An 18,622-nucleotide genomic window follows, 5' to 3' on the forward strand; every position below is an offset into this window, starting at 1 on the left:
ATTGTTGCTATGAAACAAGAAAAAGATCTCATTATCAACAAGATCTGAAAATTATATATCGCTAAGTTAACGCCAATGCCTGAAAGGGTTGAACTTAAAGGGAGAAAATTATTTTATTTCAAACCCACTCCAAATTGACCATGATGCAATTTCTTTTCCTGACTGTTTATCCAAAAATTCTATGGAGCTATTTTCCCCTCTTCCTTCAAAAACTTCAGTATAAATTAATAATGTTAAAGCTACTTCCTCTTTTCCTGAAATATCCACGGAATTCCAAAGATCTGGAGAAATATATACTTTATAATTTGACTCAAACTTTAAATATCCAAGAGAAATCCATCTCTCCACTCTATCATTTGATGTTTTTACGGCTTGGCTTGAATATTTAGAGCTATATGGGAGGGAAGGCTTAGTCGATTGTTCAGGAATATTCTCTTTTGTTTGTGATCTTAAAGTTTGTATCGAATCATTTCTTAATTTTGAAAATTCTATCTTTTCCTCTTTTAAAATTTCTGCTCTGCTTTTCAGGGCTTGTGCCTCTTGATAAGAGTCACTTGATTCAGGAATTTGGGAAAACTCATATATAGCACTTTCATATTCTTGCTTATCAAAAAAATCATTTCCTCTTTCAAGACGATTTTTATAAGAAGATTCACAAGAAGCAAAAATGAATAAGATTATAATTACAGAATTTCTCATATTTTTTGAAATTATAGAAATTTAAGAATTTATAATTTATAAGTATTAATTATTTCTTTCAATGTCTTTTTATAATTTGATACTATGTAAATAGAGAATCCTGTATCTTTATTTTGAATATTTTCAGAAATCCAGTAAAAATAAAAATCAAGTCTAATTCTTTTAGATATAATTGGGGATTGAATTTCTGGACTACCGCTTTTTTTATGAAGTTGATAATGCCAATTAAAATACTTTAACCATGAAAGTATTACTAAAAACTCATCTTCAGTTAATTCAAAGGGAGTTTGATTTATTATCCTGATGTCATCAGGTAAGCGATTTTGAATTTCCTTTAAAATTTTTTCCTTGTCCATTTCAGCTAGTTGAGTACTTAAAACTTACTAAACACATTTTGAAAATGAAGAGCATGTTCTCCCAGCCATTTAAAATATTCTGGCCATGATTCCACCTTGGTTAAATCTCCTTTTATTACTTTTTTAATTCTACTAGCCTTTTTTGCAGGTAATTCCATCCAATCCAACTCTTCAATTCTTGAATCAATCTCTGATTGGTGTTTCAAGAAAGTTTGATAGGTTTCTGGTGAATCTGGAATATAAACTTCACAGCCTAGCTCATTTTTTTGGGAATGAATCGTCAATGCGATATGGCAATCCGATCTTCCAAAACTTAAATCATACCAGTGTTGTGGATAGGTTTTTCTCAGTCTTAGTTTCCAATTATTTGTCTGTGCATAAGCTTTAAATCCATCCCAAAATTTATGTTGAAGCAATTTAGTATCTGTAAACTCAGCGTTTTGAACAGATTGTTTGACTGATTTACTCCAATCATTCGGCTTGGAAATTATGTGAAACTTTGGGGCTGGATCTGATTGTCCTATCCGCCAAACTTCCATTCTGATCGCAAAAAAATTAATATGTTCATCGGTATGCTCGTTTAACCAGTCAATAGCTTGTCGATGCTCTTCCAATACATCCTTCACAATCCAAATAATGATTTCAGCTTCTAGACCTGAAGCATAGGTAATCAACTTTCCTAAGTGATCATGATTTGTTTTTTCCAGTTGGTTTTCAATAATTACCTTTCTTCCCCCAATTGACTCTTCAGCGAAAATATCAACTTTAAATCTGCCTACATATTGCTCAATTCCAATCAAGGAGAGTTCAATATCGATCTCCTCACTTAGCAATTCTAGGTTCTCTGGCATAGCTAGCCAGGTAGTGAAGTTGTAAGCTTCATGCTTCCAAATCTCCTTTAACTCGACTTGTCTTAATCTTCCTAGGTTCATTTTATCTAATTTTTAAAAGCCTCAACTAGTTTATCCCAATCTATAATTAACGCTAATAACAAGGCTAAAACAGCAACCATAAGACCTAAAATTTCAACCCATTTGAAGTTTTTTAATTTCCAAAGAATATTCGTTTTTGGATTTACTTTTGATTGTAAGTGAATCCACTCATCAATTATTTTTTCAAAATTCTCAAAAGTAATATGTTGGTTCTGAGGTATAATTTTATCCTTGGGATTCTCCATTTTTGTTTTACATATCGGGAGAATTTGGTGTTTTATATGGGACAAGAAAAGAGATTTTTTCCCTTTATAGTAATGAAAATGATAATCCAAGAGTCCAGTACACCTGTATATAGGATTAAACCTTAAAAGCTTTTCTGAAAATAGTTTATCGATCGTGTGATTTAAATCTTGAAATTGAGCACTGGGATTACCTTTATTAAAATGCCAAGATGTGTATATAAATGATGGATATAAATCGATATCAAAAATTGTCTTTCCAGATTCATCTAATTCATAATTGACAGTTATCTGATCTCCATATATCAATTTGGATTCTTCTAAAAATACTTCCGTCCAATCCATATTTTCTGGATCTTTATTTTTGGGTAGATGAACCCGAAAAAAATCATGAAATTTTAATTGATACATATATATACAGTTTACTTCTTACCTATTCCCCTTCGCTCGATTATGACTCTTACAAAGCATTTCACAATTGGATGGATCGGTACCGCCTCCTTTGCTCCAAGCTGTGACATGGTCTGCATCCATATCTGCAAGTGCCCAGATTTTGGCTTTGTTGGATTCTGATCCTATGGCGCAATAGGAACAATTGGATATCCCTTTGGCTTCTGCCTCTGCTTTTTGCTTGGCATAGACAGATCGCTTGGTGGCTTCATCAAAGACTCGGATATCCAAGAGCTTGTGGTCTTTCATTCCTTCCAAAATGAATTCAAAAACTCCCCTTCGGTTTTTAACATAGGGATCTGCATATAGTCGATGGACTTCTTTGGAAACTTGCTTCGGATCGTAGGGATTTCGGCGGTAGTCCTCATACATTCTACCCCATTCCAAACCTCTCATTTCCTTTTCCACATCTTCAAATACGGTCGAAACCCAATCAATCACGGTATTGAAATAAGTTTTGACGGGATTGATTGAAGTCTCGTAGCGGTGGCGACTCATGTAATCTCCGATATTTCCTTTGCTGACCCAATCCAAAGCCCGCTCCAAGAATTCTTGCCTGTTGGCTGAACCTGAGATATAGGCACTCCATTTTTGGATATTGGCATTTTGGGAGTTGCTGAATTCTTCTTTCAACAGCGTGACAAAGGGGCCGGAATAGACTGCATTCAGGAGTTCTTGCTCATTAAGCGGTACTCCTGCGATATTGATCGTCTTAAACCATTCCTTGATTTCGCTTTCCTTTCCCTCACATTCGTAGATTAGGAGTTTGGTTTCCAGGATTTTTTGCTGTTTGTCGGCTGCCAATCCGCCAAAGTATTGAGGAATACCTGCGGCATCCATGATTGCAAACTTCCCCGTCAGATACCGACCGAAACTAGTAATCCGTTGCTGTCCGTCCAAGACTTCAAACTTGCCCGGAGCAACGGTATTGAAATAAATCAAACCTAAGGGATAACCTTTCAAGATCGATTCGATCACTGCCACATCCTTTTTTCCATCTGCATAGATGTAATTCCGCTGATATTCCGGTTGAATAGTCAGCTTTCCAGAGAGCCCAAAAAGTCCCTTCCCCTCCAACTCATTGTACACAAATCCCTCGCATATGTCCTTGACAGTAATATCAGTTCGAAGCGTTGTTTTCATGATTGCTGGTTTTTGTGTTTAATTAATAATCGAGCATAAACAGGCTTCAATTCCCCATCAATAATCAAAGCAGCTCTTCTATTCAGATCCCCATATTTTGGGGAGTCCTTTTTGGTATATGTTTTTGTTCGTATAGAATTATCTTTTTCTCGGTCTGTAATTCCTTCAATCTCAAATTGGTAAGGATTATATTTTTCTAAAAAACTAATTGGAACACCCATTATTCCAGTATAATCATTTGGAATTGCTTCAGTAAAGGGAACTTCAATTGCGTCATAATTATCATATTTGAAGTAACTCCCAGCATTGTTCTGAATTTTTTTATTAAACCGCTTATTGTCCAGTAATGTCATCAGTTTCAGTGGTTGATGTCTTCTTCCATGATCCAAATTTGTAAACCAGCAAACATTTCTGAATTTCACCAGACCTGTTTCCGGATTATAAACTCCTTCCCCATATTCCTCAGCAAATGGAGTTGAAAAAAAAGCGTTTCCTGCATGGAAACCATTGCCAAGCCACATTTTGTTTTCTTTGATCAAAGGGAATACTTCCTTGTATGTAATTGCATTCATGTTCCCAATAATCACAAACTGTTTCTCTGCTTCAATAATCCAAGCCAGAAAATCACGAAATAATGAAAAAGGAGGATTAGTTATAATTATATCAGCTTCATCCCGGAGTTTTTTAACTTCCTTACTTTTAAAATCCCCATCTCCGTCCATATAACGCCACTCTAGATCATTTACATCAATTTCCCCATCACCTGAGGTATCACGAGTGAGTGTGAAGATTTTTCCATGTTTGGTAGTTTTGAGCCGATCATATTGAGGGGCACTTTCTTCAAACATGGTTACTTGATATCCTTCTTTTATAGGCTTACTGTCTATGGCATAGCTGGTGCTGACAAGTTTTTTCAAACCCAATCGCTCAAAGTTTTGCGCGAAGAACTTGGTGAAGTTGCTCCACTCTGGATCATCACAAGGTAGGAGTAACGTTTTTCCCCGAAAGACATTCGGATCGAAATCGAGGTAAGCATTGATTTCTTTCTCGATGTCGTGGTATTGGGTGTAGAACTCGTCGTTCTTCGCTTTCTTCGCTGCGGTCAGGTTACTATTGGCCATTTTTCAGAATAAGGTATTGGAGCTGGTCATAAAAAAAGGAAATCAGAAACTGATTCTTAAAGATATTAGTTTACCTGAGAACGAAAAGCAGTTTCAGGGAGATAGACGAAAATTGTCGGGGAGCCGCAAAAAAACCTTCGAAGGCTGTGATTTTACCCATTACAGAATCCTTTAACTCCTGCCTGCCGGAACCGAAGATTGCCATTTTAACGGTATTCGCATTTTCTTTCCCCGAAAAGGGCTTTTCTTCTATCTTTGTGCCTTGTTTTGAGCGGGATGCCCGCGTGAGGGATAGAAGCGGCATCCCGACTCTCTGATGGTAATCAGGGAGACGGGATACAGCGGATAGCCCGACCCGCCTTTTTTCAAGGCGGGGCACGCCCAAAAAGTCCTTTTCTTCAAGTTCACCAGACCATAAACAGTGAAAACATACCAAGAATTTAAGCAAGTAGATTATCCGAATATCGGGGAGTCAGTACTTCAGTATTGGAAAGAAAATAAGGTTTTCGAGAAATCGGTCGCCAATCGTGATGGGGCAGAGACCTTCACTTTTTTCGAGGGCCCGCCCTCGGCCAACGGTACACCGGGAATTCACCACGTGATGGCCCGTACCCTGAAGGATATTTTTTGCCGATACAAGACGCTCAAGGGGTTTCAGGTGAAGCGAAAAGGCGGTTGGGATACGCATGGTCTCCCTGTAGAGCTCCAGGTGGAGAAGGAACTGGGAATAACAAAGGAAGATATTGGTAAAAACCCGACACCTGGCCGGGCAGGAATCTCAGTCGAGGAATACAATCGCAAGTGCCGGGAGACGGTCATGCGATTCAAGGACGAATGGGATGACCTGACGGAGAAAATCGGCTATTGGGTGGATCTGGACGATCCGTATATCACTTTTGACTCCAATTATATCGAGAGCCTTTGGTCTCTGCTGCGCAAACTCTACGACAAAGGCTTGCTCTACAAAGGCTATACCATACAGCCCTACTCTCCGGCGGCAGGCACGGGTTTGTCTTCCCACGAACTGAATCAGCCGGGCACCTACAAGGATGTCAAAGACACCTCAATCACGGCTCAGTTTAAGCTAAAAGGGCAGGAAAACACCTACATCCTCGCCTGGACTACTACGCCATGGACGCTGCCTTCCAACTCGGCCTTGGCGATCGGTGAAAATCTGGACTATGTGAAAGTGAAGACTTTCAACCCCTATACTTACGAGGCTACAAGTGTAATTTTGGCAAAAGCCAGAATGAGTGCTTACCTCAATCCGAAGGCTGCCGAATTGAAGCTGGAAGACTACAAGCCGGGCGATAAATTGATCCCCTTTGAAATCGTTGAAGAATTCAAGGGCAAATCAATGCTGGGCTGGGAATACGAGCAACTTTTCCCAATCGCGGGTTTGGCATTGCCTCATCCTGCCTTCACCGTAGTGGCTGGGGATTATGTGACGACCGAAGACGGTACCGGAATCGTTCACCTTGCCAAAGCTTTTGGCGCAGATGACTTCCGAACTCTGGTACAGAATAATGTACCTGGCGTATTTGTCAAGGACGAACTTGGAAATGACATTCCGGTGGTTGACAAGCAGGGAAAATTCCTTCCAATCGTGGGAGAATACCTCGCGCTAAAGATGAAGGAACATGGAATCATAGCCCATAAAGAATATGGTCCGAATGATTTCTTTGTGAAAAATTACCCAAAGGATGATGAAAGTGCCGCCGACTACAAAAACACGGATGTGATCATCTCCATCATCCTGAAAAATGAAAATAAGGCCTTCAAGGTCGAAAAATACGAGCACACCTATCCGCACTGCTGGAGAACGGACATGCCGATACTGTACTATCCGATGGAAAGCTGGTTTATCAAAACTACAGCCTACAAGGAACGGATGGTCGAGCTCAACAAAACCATCAACTGGAAGCCTGAAGCAACCGGTACGGGGCGCTTTGGCAACTGGCTGGAGAATCTGGTGGATTGGAATCTAAGTCGATCCAGATTCTGGGGGACACCTCTTCCGATCTGGAGAACCAGCGACGGAACGGAAGAGAAATGCATCGGCTCGATCGCTGAACTGAATTCGGAAATTGAAAAGTCGGTAGCTGCGGGTTTCATGTCCAAATCGCCTTATGAAGGCAAAGAACTCGACCTGCACAGACCTTTTGTGGATGATGTGATTTTGGTTTCTGCCAATGGAGAGAAGATGTTTCGCGAGCCGGACTTGATCGACGTGTGGTTTGACTCGGGTGCGATGCCTTATGCGCAGTGGCACTTCCCGTTTGAAAATGAGGACATCTTCAAAGCTAACTATCCGGCGGATTACATTGCCGAAGGCGTAGATCAAACAAGAGGATGGTTCTTCACCTTGCATGCTATTGCCGTGATGCTTTTTGACAGCGTGGCATTCAAAAACGTCATTGCCAACGGACTAGTCCTAGACAAAAACGGCAACAAAATGTCCAAGCGACTGGGCAATGCCGTGGATCCCTTCAAAACCCTGAAAGAATACGGCCCGGATGCTTTGCGCTGGTACCTGATCAGCAATGCCAATCCTTGGGACAACCTCAAATTCAACTTGGATGGTGTAACCGAAGTGCAACGACGCTTCTTCGGCACGCTTCAGAATACGTACAATTTCTTCGCGCTCTACGCCAATCTGGATGCTTTTGTCTATGACAAGGCTAAAGCAGTTCCGGTGACTGAGCGTGCAGAATTGGATCAATGGATCATTTCCAAACTTCAGACGCTAATCAAAGAAGTGGAAGAGGCGATGGACAACTACGATTCGACCAAGGCCACCCGTGCCATCATGAATTTCACGGTAGATCAGCTGTCCAACTGGTACGTGCGATTGGCAAGGAAGCGATTCTGGAGAGGTGAAATGAATGCGGATAAGCAGGCAGCCTATGAGACCTTGTATGAGGGATTGCTCACGCTGACCCAATTGATGTCCTCTTTTGCACCTTTCTATTCGGACTGGATGTACAAAAATCTCCACGAGACCAATGAAAACGGATTGGAGTCTGTGCACCTTACCGACTGGGTTTCGGCTGATCAATCCTTGATCAATACCGACTTGGAGGAAAGTATGGACTTGGCTCAAAACGTTTCTTCGCTGGTACACTCTCTGAGGAAGAAAGAAAAGCTGAAAGTCCGTCAACCGCTTCAGCGTATCCTGATCCCGGTGCTTTCTGCTAAAACCAAAGCACAAATCGAGCATGTGGAGGATCTAATCAAATCCGAGGTGAATATCAAAGCGGTCGAGTACCTGGACGATGCTTCGGGGATTTTGGTGAAAAATGTAAAACCGAATCTGCCCCTACTTGGCAAGAAACTTGGCCCAAAGATGCGGGTTGTAGTGGCCGCCATCAACGCTTGGGGACAGGAGGAAATAGCAGAAATCGAGCGCGAAGGTAAAATCGCAGTGCAGGTGGAAGCCGAGACCATTGACCTCCTCTTGGAAGAAGTCCTGATCACTTCACAGGATATTCCGGGCTGGTCGGTCGCTTCCGATCAGGGTGTGACTGTAGCTTTGGATGTTACTTTGACTGAAGAACTGAAGCAGGAAGGTGTGGCCCGTGACTTAGTCAACCGAATCCAAAATTTACGGAAGGAAATGGGATTGGAAGTACAGGATAAAATCAAGATCATTGTATCCGAAGACAATGAATTGGCAAAAGGTGCCATTTTCTCATTTGGTGGCTATATCCAGGCCGAAACTCAGGCGGTAACTTTGGCACTCGGTGTGGTAAGTGATGGGACCGTTTTGGACATGGATGATTTTGAATTGACTGTAAAAGTAGAAAAGGCTGAAACCTGAGTTAGATGAATATATACCTAAAATATTTCGGAATTGCCTTTTTGGTGATTGCCCTAGACCAAGTGGTCAAAATGCTGGTCCATTTTGAAATGGATTTTGGCACCCCGGGACAGATTCCGATTTTCGGAGACTGGTTCAAGCTTCATTACACGACCAACCCGGGCATGGCCTTCGGCATGGAGTTGGGTACTGAGTACGGAAAAATGATCCTCACCTCTTTTAGATTGGTGGCCATGGTGGGTATTGGATACTATTTATGTTATATCATTGAAAAGAAAAACCATCCGATATATATCCTTTGCATTTCCATGATACTCGGTGGAGCAATAGGCAATTTGGTTGACTCGGTATTTTATGGAGTTTGGTTAAACAATGCGCCCTACAATGCACCAACGCCTTGGTTTCATGGGCAGGTTGTAGACATGTTCTACTTTGATATTTGGGAAGGCTATATCCCTGATTGGGTACCGCTTTGGGGTGGCAGCTACACAGCCCTGTGGCCGATATTCAATATCGCAGATGCCTCTATTTTCATTGGTGTTGGCATTATATTGATCTATCAGAACCGTTTTTTTCCTGAGAAAAAAGAGGAGATCTCCATACCAGAATCAGGGCCCGAACTTTAACACGCAAAATATCACCGGTTCAAAGCCCGAAATTGAAAATATTCGGGCTTTTTTTTGCATTTCTGTTAAATAAAAGCGGCTTTTTATAAAAGCAAATGCCTTTTTCAGTAATTTCCAACTTGTATATTCTATTGTTAACCCAGTACTTATGAAATATAGTAATTGGAATATTTTCCTTTTGCTATATATGCTATAAAACTAACTATGATAGTTAATTCCGATCAACCCTTTCAAATAGTTTATTCCATATTCAGTCACGAATTTTTAGGGTTACTTTTTGAATCCTTTGTAGTCCAATTGGATGATAAGGGAAGGCTATCTCTGGCTAATCAGAATATCAGTTCTGCCAATGCCTCCGAATTTGATTCAGGCTTGGACAAAGCGGATTATGAGTTGATTAAAATCATGGATTCCATGCAGCCGGAGGTGGTAATCAAACCTTATATCAAAAAGGGTAATATCCGTCCCAAAGATTTTTTACCGAAAGTGTTTGACCCAAAAGTAGTGGATAGAACTATTCCTGATTTAGTACTTAAAAATCTCGAAATCAAACGGTCTCAGATCCTGCCACTCCTGATTGGGAAGCGGCTTTTTGAAATGGGATCAGACAATAATCCAACTTGGAAAGAAATCAAAGTAAATGCCGAGCGGGCTACAGTCGTATTTCACTTTGACAAAGGAGAATACAACACTCAATATTATCCAATCGTCAAATTTCGGGGGAAAAGACTCGAATGGCAGCACAAAAACGGCTATTTAATCTGCAAAGACCCGGCTTGGTTGATTGTTGAGGAGCAACTTTACCACTTTGAAAAGGGAATCGACGGCAAAAAGCTTCAGCCATTTCTGAACAAAAGCCGGATCATGATTGAGCGCAAGTTTGAATTGGAGTATTACAGAAAATTCGTCACCAACCTGATCACTCAATTTGAAGTCCAAGGCACAGGTTTTGAAATCAACACCGAACAGGGTACTCCTCAGGCTTTGCTCACCTTCAGTGAACTGCCGGGAGGGGCCAATGAAAATCTTTTCGGTGAGGAATTGGAAAATACGAATGAGGACATCATCGTCTTCGAACTCCGATACAAATACGGGGAATTTGACTTTGGCATCATGTCAAAAGATGGAGAGGGAAATGGAAATTCATGTCGGTTTGAGGAAAAAGACGGGAATTTCACTTTCTATAAAACTGTCCGTACTCCTCAGGTAGAGAAAAAATTTGAAACCATTCTGAAAAAAAAGGACATGGTATTCATGCATGGGAAATTTGCGCTTCCCAAGACCCAAGCCTTCGAATGGCTGGGCAACAACGAAGACTATCTGGAAGAAAATAAAATCAAAATCGTCCAGCGAAGTAGCCTCACCGGAAAAACCTTTCACATTGGCCGTGCTCAGATCACTATTGAAGTCAATGAAAATATTGATTGGTTTGATGTCAGGGCACAAATCAAATTCGGAGTTTATCTCGTCCCTTTTGCCAAAATTCGAAAATTAATTATGCAGGGGAAGTCAGAATTTGAGCTCCCCAATGGTGAAGTGGCTGTGATACCCGCAACTTGGTTTGTCAACTATTCCGAACTATTTAACTTTATCGAAGAGCGATCTTCTGAGGAATTGGTCCTTCGAAAGCATCACTTGGCTTTTGCCCGCGAATTACAAAATGGAGAGCTGATCAAGCTAAACCTCAGCTTGAAGTTGGAGCGTCTGCGAAAGTTTGATGCCATTGATGAGTATGAGCTTCCGGAAAGTTTTGAAGGCACGCTAAGGCCTTACCAACATGCAGGATACAATTGGCTGCGCTTTCTGAATGAATATCAATTCGGCGGTTGCCTCGCCGATGACATGGGATTGGGAAAGACGGTGCAGACTCTTGCACTCTTAGCCCACGAACGAGAGGAAAATCCAGGATTTACTTCCGTGTTGGTCATGCCGACTTCCCTGATTTACAACTGGGAATTGGAGGCCAAAAAATTTGCTCCTGACCTTAAAGTCATGGTGTATTCGGGCACTTCAAGACTCAAAGATCCCTGGAAATTCAGGGGCTATGATATTGTGCTGACCTCCTACGGAATCGTCCGATTGGATATTGATATTTTGAAGGACTTCTATTTCAACTACATCATCCTGGACGAATCCCAAGCCATAAAAAATCCGAATTCAAACATTGCTGTAGCTGTCAATAAGCTGAAAAGCAAACGAAGATTAATCCTAACGGGTACGCCTGTCGAGAACGGCACCATGGATCTTTGGTCGCAGATGAACTTTGTCAATCCGGGATTGCTTGGAAATCAGAATCTGTTTAAAAAACAATACCTCATTCCGATAGAAAAACAAAACGATAAGGAAAAAGCAATCAGGCTCAATGCCATGATCAAACCTTTTATCCTTCGAAGGCTGAAATCTCAAGTAGCGAAAGACCTGCCGGAAAAGCTCACCAATGTGAAGTATTCTGACATGACTACTGCGCAAGAGAAGGTCTATGAGGAAGTGAAAAGCTACTATCGGGAAAAAATCATCGGCGAACTTGCAGGAACAGGTAGAGGATCTCAGCAATTCACCTTGCTCCGTGGCTTGACCCAATTGAGACAGATCGCCAACCATCCCAAGCTGGTCAGGGAAGACTACGAGGGGGAATCCGGGAAATTGGAGGACATCACATACATGCTTCAGGAAACCATCTCCGAAGATCACAAAGTCCTTGTCTTTAGCCAGTTTGTAAGGCATTTGAGCATTGTCAGAAAGTACCTCGACGAACAAAATATTCCTTACGCTTATCTCGACGGATCGACAAGAGACCGTCAGGCCCAAGTGGAGAAGTTTCAGGAAAATCCCGAGGTAAAGGTATTTCTCATTTCACTTAAAGCCGGTGGTGTCGGTCTCAACCTGACCAAAGCAGAATATGTCTTCTTGCTCGACCCTTGGTGGAATCCTGCCGTGGAAGCTCAGGCAATCGACCGCGCACACCGAATCGGTCAGGAAAACAAGGTCATCATCTACAAATTCATCACCCGTGGGTCTGTGGAGGAAAAAATCATGGCGCTTCAGGATCGTAAGCTGGCCCTTGCCGGCGAATTGATCAGCAATGAAGAAAGCTTCATGAAGAGCTTGGACAATGATGATATTCGGGCGTTGTTGGATTAGGAGATTGAAAGTGGTAAGGTGGCAAAGTTGCAAAGTTGGGTTCACGAACTTTGCAACTTTTGAACTTTCCAACCTTACAACCCTTTTTTATCATTTTGATTCTCAACCCCCTAACCGGACTTGACAAATCTTAACCATTTTTTATTGGCAGTTCCTAGCTATTGATGGGGATATTTTTCTAATTTAATTGAACACAGTACCACTACAATTTACCTGCACATGCCTAGAGCCAAGTCCGATAACGATCGGAAAATATTTGTGCTGGACACTTCCGTGATCCTATACGCACACAACTCCATCATGAATTTTGCCGAGCACAATGTAGTGATCCCGATCACCGTGCTGGAGGAACTCGATCAGTTTAAAAAAGGCAATGATACCAAGAACTTCGAAGCCAGGGAATTTATTCGTCTGCTCGACAAACTGTCCAAAGATCAGCGGATTGATGAATGGTCTCCTTTAAACGGGAAGACCAGAGGAGATTTCAAAGTGATGATGTATCATCCTGTAAATGAGAAAAATGCCAATGTGATCTTTGGGGAAGACAAAAACGACCACAAGATCCTCAATGTCGCACTGCATCTTCAGGAAAAGGAAAAGTCCAAAAAGGTGATTCTCGTTTCCAAGGACATCAACCTACGACTGAAGGCTAAATCGCTCAACATCCAAGCGGAGGACTACGAGACCGGCAAAATCAAAAACATCACCGAACTCGAAAATACCGGGAAGTATGTGATGGACAATGTCGATCCTGAGGCAATCAACAAGCTGTATGAGCAGGGATTTATCGAAGCAAAGACGATACTTGGTACAAGAAAGCGAAAGTCAAATGCCTACTACATCCTCAAAAGCGACAAAAACTCCGTCCTGGCATTTTACAATTCGGAGGAAAATGTGCTGGAACGCGTGGACAAACGATTGGCTTACAACATCAAGCCGAAGAATGCCGAGCAGACATTTGCCCTGCATGCGATCATGAATCCTGACATCAAGTTGGTATCGATTCAAGGGGTGGCAGGAACTGGAAAGACGCTATTGGCACTTGCCGGAGCTCTTGAGCAGCGAAGAGAATACAAGCAGATCTTCCTGGCAAGGCCAATCGTTCCGCTTTCCAACAAGGACATTGGATATTTGCCAGGTGACATCAAGTCCAAGCTCAATCCTTACATGGAGCCGCTGTGGGACAATCTGAAGTTTATCCAAAACCAATACAAGGAGACGGACAAAGAGTTCCAAAAAATCACAGAACTCGTCAATCAGGAAAAGCTGGTGATTCAGCCCTTGGCTTACATTCGCGGGCGCTCGCTTTCCAATATCTTCTTTATTGTGGATGAGGCGCAAAACCTGACTCCACATGAAATTAAGACGATCATCTCACGTGCAGGTGAAAACACAAAAATCATCTTCACCGGTGATGTCTTCCAGATCGATACGCCTTATTTGGATTCACAATCCAATGGGCTGTCCTATCTGATCGACCGGGCAAAGGACCATCCCCTCTACGCACACATCAAGCTGGAGAAAGGCGAGCGATCAGAGCTGGCCAATCTGGCGAATGAGTTGTTGTAATCTTTGGAAATAGTTTTAAAACAAAAATATCCAAGGTAGGCTCGATCAACTTGCCTACCTTGGAATATAGATTTTTGATAAAAACTGGGATTGATTAGGTTACAGCAGATTTAGACTTCTAGTCAAATCAAAGCCGAATACCTAAGGCTAACGAGTTTATCCAATGAAAGCTGGCTTTCTCATAGGTATAGGAAAGGACTAAAGGCATTTTCAGGGGCAAAATATACCCTAACCTCAGTCCAAAAACTTCCTGCCCATGATCTGCGACGTCATACCGGATTACTTCCCCATTCCCATTTAACAGGGATGCCTCATTCCTTTCAAATCCCACCCTTCTATACCTCAGTTGGGCCATAAAAGTATCTTTAGACTTGACTTGGATCGTTTTGGAAAGTCCAATCCCCATCCAATATCCATTTTGAAACCATTCGGAATAGCAGGTAGTACAATTCGGCAATAGCTCATAACCAAGGCCTCCCAAACCATTCAAGCCGATTTTTTTGACTATCGGAAATTGATACTCAGCTCCGAGTCCGATACCGGAATCTGAAAAACCTCTTAACCTACTGGTTACCTGTAGGTAGCTTAGATTGACCTGAAATCGCTTTTCCTTTTGATCTTGAGAAAAAAGATCAGTTGGCCATAAAAAAAGGGTTAAGCAAATTATTACTATAAAATTTTTCATAGTCTTGTTAGTCTTGGTTCAAATGTAAATTGAGCCCTTCCATCTCTGCCTGTGAATTGCCAAATTGCATTCCCTCCATAAAGTCCAAGACCATTATCAATTTTGTGCCCCCCATTAATCTCAGCACATCGATACCATGTTTGAGAACCAAAGGACATTGTATCACCCTGAGAAACTGTCTGTTGCGAATTGGTTGTCGTCCCTGTATTTGGATTGAAACTAACTGAGGTAACAGTCTGTGTCATAACATGATTATTCCTCTGATAGGCAACTATCATTTGTATTGATATATTTGAATCATGCCAATGAGTAAGGATTGGTTGGGCCAGAAAATCGGTTTTCCATCCGAAATCGCCTCTGTTTATCTTTTTTTCGTGGACTAGCCTATTTACATTAAATCCAAGGGATGGCACACCCGAAGCATTTAAGTTATAAGTACCATAAGCTACCCAAACCGTGATAAAATTTCCTGAAGGCCATCCTTTGGTATTATCCAAAATTCTGAAATTTGGCATATGATATCGGACCACGTCAGTTGACTGAACCTGATCACACGTTATTCCTTCATTGTATGGTATTACATTGGTTAAGCTTAGATTTTCACTATTCAATTCCTTTTTGCCAAATGATCTGTCATAAAGCCCTTCTCCAAATGCTCCAAACACTATTGTAGGATTTTCCATCGCATACTCATCACTTCCCATAAATACCTCCAGCGTTTGATTTTCCAAACCTTCCAAAATTGAATCTAGAGATCGATTCTCTCCTAGTTTTATTTTAAAAGCGGGAGTCTCACCTTTCCAATTAGGATCTTTTTGAAATCCTTCATCCTCCATCTCCTGAGTCCACCAAGAAATTGTCAACTCATCAATTTCCTCGAGGGAGAAGTTCCTAGCTAGGTATGGTGCTAAAACTTCCAAATCGTTTTGTTTGATGAAATCAATAAAATAATCTGAGTCATAGGAAATGTTTTGAGTCCTTTGGAATGCTCCCTGATTCTTAAAAACTGAAACGATTGATGACTTCTTTCGAGACATGATGTCATTTTCAGTTTCAAAAACCCTTTTTAAACTAAATTCCAATTCACCTTCATTCCCATCAAGCCTGGAGTACCCATAAAACTCATTTAATACATCCGGGGTATCTAATATTGAGGCAAATATGGCCTAAAGATGAATCAAGTCATCTTCATTTATACTTTGAGAATCACTTGTCGAAATCTCGTCCAATTCCGACATCGATGGCTGTGGATCTATTTGATTACATGCCCCAATTAATAAAACAAGAGAGAGAGAGAGAGAGCAAAATTCTCCCTCTTCGTTTTTCATTTTTCATAAAATAGAAGTTTGTTTAAAAGTATATCTGAAAATTTTTGTAATGTAAATAAAGTTTCAGAATTTCCAATTCGGTCGTCAACTATTTAATTTCATATTAATAATTTTTTTTTAATCAATGCAGTTCTAATTAATTATGATAGAAAAAATAAGTAATTCCTTTTGTTCCCTTCATTTATTGCGTGGATATCTGTGTACCATGCATTGAAAAGGAGAAAAAAAAATCTGAGATGGATAAGCTGACAAATGAGTTATTGCAAATCGATTTAAAAGCTATTTTCAAAGCTGCCTTAAAGGCAACTTTTCATTTTTGTGTGTATTATTTGTTAAATTTTCGCAAACCGGGCAACCAATTATCATTCGGTAAATTTGTCCGCCACTGACAGAGTAGTGTTCGATAGCGTACAGTGTTTTTTGGAAAAAGTGCCCCTGAAGCTATTTTTAGGGTTTTTTCGAGTTTGGTCGCCTTTTGGCATATTCCCTACATACGAAAACAAACCAACATATTATTAAGCCATGACTACTGCAATCTTTTCTCAAAAAAACGTCTGTGCGGCACTGGGATTTGCAATGGCACTTACTATCGTACTCAAAGCAAAAGCTGAAACCAGTCTTGCACAGCAAACTGCCCGATTTGAAACTACTAAACCAACTCCACAAATCGGATCCAAAAATAAAAAAGGTCCTGAAACTCTTCAGGTAAACATCTACAAAACAGAAAAGTCCCGGGAGTCCGGGACTTGTTAAAGACAATTATCCGTAAGGGTTAATTTGGTTGATTGTTTGGTTAATCTAAAGAGGAGGATCCTGTCCGCCTCTTTTTTAGTTTTCACGGTCATGAAACTACCCTCCAAGGGTTCAGAACCCTTGGAGGGATTTACCATACCAACTCAACTTTCCGTAATCGTATTCAGTTTCGCCAGGAAGCTGTTGTAATACTGTCTTCCCACTTGAATCACCCCCCCTTGCCGCAGCATGATCTCTTTGGTATTGAAACTTTCGATCTGCCCGAGATGGACGATATATGATTTTTGAACACGAAGAAACAAATGCGATGGAAGGATATCCTCGATTTCTTTCATGGACTTTCGGATGCTGTAGTCTCTGTTTTTGGTATAAATAGTGACCATGTTACCATTGGCCTCGATATAAAAAATGTCATCGTAAAGAACTCGCTCAAAGGCATTATCGGCTTTTATAAACACTGCATCTACTACCAAAAATGGGCTTTCGTTACCATGTACTACCGCCACTTCCGGAGTAGGCTTTGTTCGTTTGTTATACAGCACGATTTCGACAATCGCATGAATATCGTTGGTATTGAAGGGCTTTACGATAAACCCCGCAGGAGCAATTCGCTTTGCCCGCTCGATGATGGTAGGGTCACTGTAGGAAGTCACAAACACGAGTGGGGCATCCACCATTTGCTTGACAATCTCACCTAGCTCTATCCCATCTTTATCACCTTTCAGCTTGATATCCATAAATATCAGATCCGGGCGATATTTTTTGATCACCTTAATGCACTGATTGGCTGAGTTAGCGATGTCAATATTTACATAGCCTAAGAGTTCAAGTATTTCCTGGATGTTTTCTGCAATACTTAAATCGTCCTCGACGATCAGAATTCGTTCTTCTTTCATAAGTTTAAGCAATTGAAGTGCTGATGGGGTTCAAAAATAGATATTCTGCTAATGGAGCGAATAGTTACCCTAATGTCAAAATTTTCTTTTGAAAATCAAATGCTTTTTTTTGTCTATGAAAGGTTTACAGACTCATCATTTCCTTGAAACGTGCTGCCTGTCTTCGACTTACCTCAATTCTGTCGCCTCCTTTGAGGGTCACTACAAGGCCTCCGTTGAACCAAGGTTCTATGGCTTCGACCCAACCCAGATTAATAATATGCTTTCTGCTGGCTCTAAAGAAGGATTTCTCATCCAAGCGTTCGTCCAATGCGTTGAGTGATTTATGAATCATTGGCTTGAAGTTGTCAAAATAGACCTTGATGTAATTGCCGTCTGATTCAAAAAGGCGAACATTGGACAATCTCACAAACCAGCATCGGTCGCCGTCTTTGACAAAAACCTGATCTTCCAAGGTCAGTTTCTTTTGATTAGAGAAAGCTCCTTCCTCGTCTCTTTTTGACCCACTCTCGATTTTTCCAAGCAACTTGTTAATTGCATCTTCAAGCCTTTTTGGTTCAATTGGCTTGAGAAGATAATCCAAGGCATTCACCTGAAAGGCCTTCAGGGCATACTCATCGTAGGCAGTAGTGAATATGACATGCGGCACATGATCCAATTCTTCGAGGAGATCAAACCCTGTTTTCTCAGGCATCTGAATATCCAAAAAGATCACATCAGGCTGAAGCTGTTCGATTTTTTCTTTGGCATCATCTACGTTAACTGCCTCTCCGACCACTTCCACGGTTTCAAGTTGGTTAAGCAGAGTGATGAGTTCCTTTCGGGCTAGTCTCTCGTCATCGATTACAATGGCTCTCATAG

The 18,622-nt window shown here is 41.2% G+C and carries 15 protein-coding genes; 5 read left to right on the top strand and 10 right to left on the bottom strand.

Annotation, left to right across the window (positions count from 1 at the left end; genetic code table 11):
• Positions 1-108: 108 nt before the first annotated feature.
• The 6 genes from BLQ81_RS00010 to BLQ81_RS00035 are packed head-to-tail and all read right to left on the bottom strand — an operon-like array spanning position 109 to position 4,943.
• Entirely contained in the window at positions 109-699 is a 591-nt protein-coding gene (locus BLQ81_RS00010; RefSeq protein WP_092727904.1) for a hypothetical protein, read from the bottom strand.
• A 29-nt stretch (positions 700-728) separates the two neighbouring features.
• The gene (locus tag BLQ81_RS00015) at positions 729-1,055 is read right to left on the bottom strand and encodes a hypothetical protein (RefSeq protein WP_092727905.1); all 327 of its coding nucleotides are present in this window, start codon (positions 1,053-1,055) and stop codon (positions 729-731) included.
• A gap of 17 nt (positions 1,056-1,072) precedes the next feature.
• Entirely contained in the window at positions 1,073-1,987 is a 915-nt protein-coding gene (locus BLQ81_RS00020) for a DUF4268 domain-containing protein (protein WP_092727906.1), read from the bottom strand.
• 5 nt (positions 1,988-1,992) lie between these two features.
• Positions 1,993-2,640, bottom strand: coding sequence for a hypothetical protein (locus BLQ81_RS00025; RefSeq protein WP_139183534.1), 648 nt, complete (start codon positions 2,638-2,640; stop codon positions 1,993-1,995).
• An 18-nt stretch (positions 2,641-2,658) separates the two neighbouring features.
• A complete protein-coding gene (locus BLQ81_RS00030; protein ID WP_092727908.1) occupies positions 2,659-3,822 on the bottom strand; it encodes an HNH endonuclease family protein in 1,164 nt (387 codons plus the stop codon).
• Positions 3,819-4,943: an adenine-specific methyltransferase EcoRI family protein gene (locus BLQ81_RS00035; protein WP_092727909.1), complete on the bottom strand. Its 1,125-nt coding sequence runs from the start codon at positions 4,941-4,943 to the stop codon at positions 3,819-3,821. Before BLQ81_RS00035 ends, BLQ81_RS00030 begins: the two co-directional genes overlap by 4 nt.
• A gap of 421 nt (positions 4,944-5,364) precedes the next feature.
• On the opposite strand from BLQ81_RS00035, the gene ileS reads away from it, so the two are divergent.
• The 4 genes from ileS (at position 5,365) to BLQ81_RS00060 (ending at position 14,099) form a co-directional block, all read left to right on the top strand.
• Complete coding sequence (gene ileS, locus BLQ81_RS00045) at positions 5,365-8,763, top strand: isoleucine--tRNA ligase (RefSeq protein ID WP_092727911.1); 3,399 nt, start codon at positions 5,365-5,367, stop codon at positions 8,761-8,763.
• Positions 8,764-8,768: 5 nt separating this feature from the next.
• On the top strand, positions 8,769-9,389 hold the full coding sequence (locus tag BLQ81_RS00050) for a lipoprotein signal peptidase (protein WP_092727912.1): 621 nt from the start codon (positions 8,769-8,771) through the stop codon (positions 9,387-9,389).
• A 204-nt stretch (positions 9,390-9,593) separates the two neighbouring features.
• A complete protein-coding gene (locus BLQ81_RS00055) occupies positions 9,594-12,530 on the top strand; it encodes a DEAD/DEAH box helicase (protein WP_092727913.1) in 2,937 nt (978 codons plus the stop codon).
• 219 nt (positions 12,531-12,749) lie between these two features.
• Positions 12,750-14,099, top strand: coding sequence for a PhoH family protein (locus tag BLQ81_RS00060; RefSeq protein ID WP_092727914.1), 1,350 nt, complete (start codon positions 12,750-12,752; stop codon positions 14,097-14,099).
• 127 nt (positions 14,100-14,226) lie between these two features.
• Here BLQ81_RS00060 and BLQ81_RS00065 read toward each other — a convergent pair whose 3' ends face one another.
• Entirely contained in the window at positions 14,227-14,784 is a 558-nt protein-coding gene (locus BLQ81_RS00065; protein ID WP_092727915.1) for a hypothetical protein, read from the bottom strand.
• Positions 14,781-15,866, bottom strand: coding sequence for a hypothetical protein (locus BLQ81_RS00070; RefSeq protein ID WP_139183535.1), 1,086 nt, complete (start codon positions 15,864-15,866; stop codon positions 14,781-14,783). Before BLQ81_RS00070 ends, BLQ81_RS00065 begins: the two co-directional genes overlap by 4 nt.
• 768 nt (positions 15,867-16,634) lie before the next feature.
• On the opposite strand from BLQ81_RS00070, the gene BLQ81_RS00080 reads away from it, so the two are divergent.
• Entirely contained in the window at positions 16,635-16,865 is a 231-nt protein-coding gene (locus BLQ81_RS00080; RefSeq protein WP_092727918.1) for a hypothetical protein, read from the top strand.
• A 143-nt stretch (positions 16,866-17,008) separates the two neighbouring features.
• Here BLQ81_RS00080 and BLQ81_RS00085 read toward each other — a convergent pair whose 3' ends face one another.
• Both BLQ81_RS00085 and BLQ81_RS00090 read right to left on the bottom strand, forming a co-directional pair.
• Positions 17,009-17,761 (bottom strand): LytR/AlgR family response regulator transcription factor, encoded by a 753-nt coding sequence (locus BLQ81_RS00085; RefSeq protein ID WP_092727919.1) that lies wholly within the window; start codon positions 17,759-17,761, stop codon positions 17,009-17,011.
• A 124-nt stretch (positions 17,762-17,885) separates the two neighbouring features.
• Positions 17,886-18,620, bottom strand: a complete 735-nt coding sequence (locus BLQ81_RS00090) for a LytR/AlgR family response regulator transcription factor (RefSeq protein WP_092727920.1) — start codon at positions 18,618-18,620, stop codon at positions 17,886-17,888.
• Positions 18,621-18,622: the final 2 nt, after the last annotated feature.

The organism is Algoriphagus alkaliphilus (assembly GCF_900103735.1).
GTDB classification, from domain to species: domain Bacteria; phylum Bacteroidota; class Bacteroidia; order Cytophagales; family Cyclobacteriaceae; genus Algoriphagus; species Algoriphagus alkaliphilus.